The 1,394-nt window shown below is 59.7% G+C and carries 3 protein-coding genes; all 3 read right to left on the reverse strand.

The window, feature by feature from the left end; translation table 11 throughout:
- A partial coding sequence (locus BMI01S_RS37510; protein WP_052408504.1) for a hypothetical protein occupies nucleotides 1-691 on the reverse strand: 691 nt, incomplete at its 3' end.
- 7 nt (nucleotides 692-698) lie between these two features.
- Nucleotides 699-860, reverse strand: coding sequence for a hypothetical protein (locus BMI01S_RS41750; RefSeq protein ID WP_154671545.1), 162 nt, complete (start codon nucleotides 858-860; stop codon nucleotides 699-701).
- Nucleotides 861-967: 107 nt separating this feature from the next.
- A partial coding sequence (locus tag BMI01S_RS37515; protein WP_218002776.1) for a TetR family transcriptional regulator occupies nucleotides 968-1,394 on the reverse strand: 427 nt, incomplete at its 5' end.

The raw sequence follows: 1,394 nt of genomic DNA on the forward strand, positions 1-1,394 counted from the left end.
CCGCAATCCGGCTTGGCGTCGTACAGGTGTCAACAAAGGGGGCAGCGATCGGCCCTTGAGCGACCGCTGCGTCGATGCCGTTGCCCAAACGCAGACGCAATCGGCGAGTCAGGGCGATGCGGTCCTGCCTGCGCATCGCAGGCGTGGTCGAGAGGAGCGAAAGACGCCCATAACTGAAGTGTGAACGGCACCAGACGCATCGAAACGGTGCCTCGATCACGCTGGTGTTGACGAGGTAAGGCGTCTCGCCTCGGCAGTGCGGACAGCGCGTTTCGAGCGATTGATGATGCGCCGGGCAGCGATCTTCATCCTCGAGCTGATGCCGCACACTGTGGTAACCGTGCGCTACGCACTGTCGGCAATACCGGAATGTCGCGTGATACCGACCTGAGCGTGCCGCTTCGAGCAACGAGACGCGCAAGATGTGCTCGGGGAGGCGGAGGATGCAGCGCAGGCGCATGAGGTCGATGTCGTCGCGCACCGGCGCCACGCCTTCAGACGCGTCAACCTCGGGGCTCAACAACTGAACGAGCATGTGGCTGGGCAGCGAATTGGCACATGCGAATTTCCACAGGATCGAGAGGAGGGATTCCCCGGGCATCAGCCACTTGAGGTTAATCACGCTGCCGAACGCGAGCGAGAGTTGCCGCTCGTCAAAGGTCAGAATTGGAAAGCGTGGCGGCTTGAGCACTGCGGCATCACGCCGTGACAAGCACGCGTCCGGTGGCATGGCGGGATTGGACGTAGCCGCAATGCTGCACGGCGTAAGTCCACAACGCTGCCGTGGGACAGTAGCCGGGTGCATCTTTGAGTTCGCTGTCCTTGAGCACGATTTCGACGGCGCGTGCGAACGATTCCATCGGAACAGATTCGTGGTAACAGTTAGTTGGCTGTGAGTGACTGAATCTGCAGGATAATTTTCGACTAACAACTTCCACACGCCATTCAGCCTTGCTTGCGGCGAGATCTACTCGCTCTTTCGCCCGAACTGAGCGGTCAGCACCTTGCCCTCGACCATACCTTTGAGTATCCGGATTTCCACTCTCAGCGCTTCATTCACCGACGCCAGATCAACGATTTCCTTGTTTTGGTCGGCGATCACCTTGTAGAGCCGGGTGGTAGTCGCCTGTTGTAGCTGCAATTTCTGATGCTTGTCGTCGCGCTGTGCCCGTGTCGATTTGTTGAGCACGGTGCGGATGTGTTCGGCAAAGTCTGGATAGGTGTTATGGATCAGGGCGGGCGTAACACCTGCTTCTTTGGCGACTGCTGCAATCGACACTTTCTTGCTGGCGCGTTGCAGACGGTTCAGGGCCAGTTGCAGCTCCGTCATAGTTCGCCCCCGATCACGCCGGCGGGGTGGCTTGACCGCTTCGGTCGGGGCTGCGGCGCTAGCA

The sequence above is a fragment of the Paraburkholderia mimosarum LMG 23256 = NBRC 106338 genome, assembly GCF_000739815.1.
Taxonomy (GTDB): domain Bacteria; phylum Pseudomonadota; class Gammaproteobacteria; order Burkholderiales; family Burkholderiaceae; genus Paraburkholderia; species Paraburkholderia mimosarum.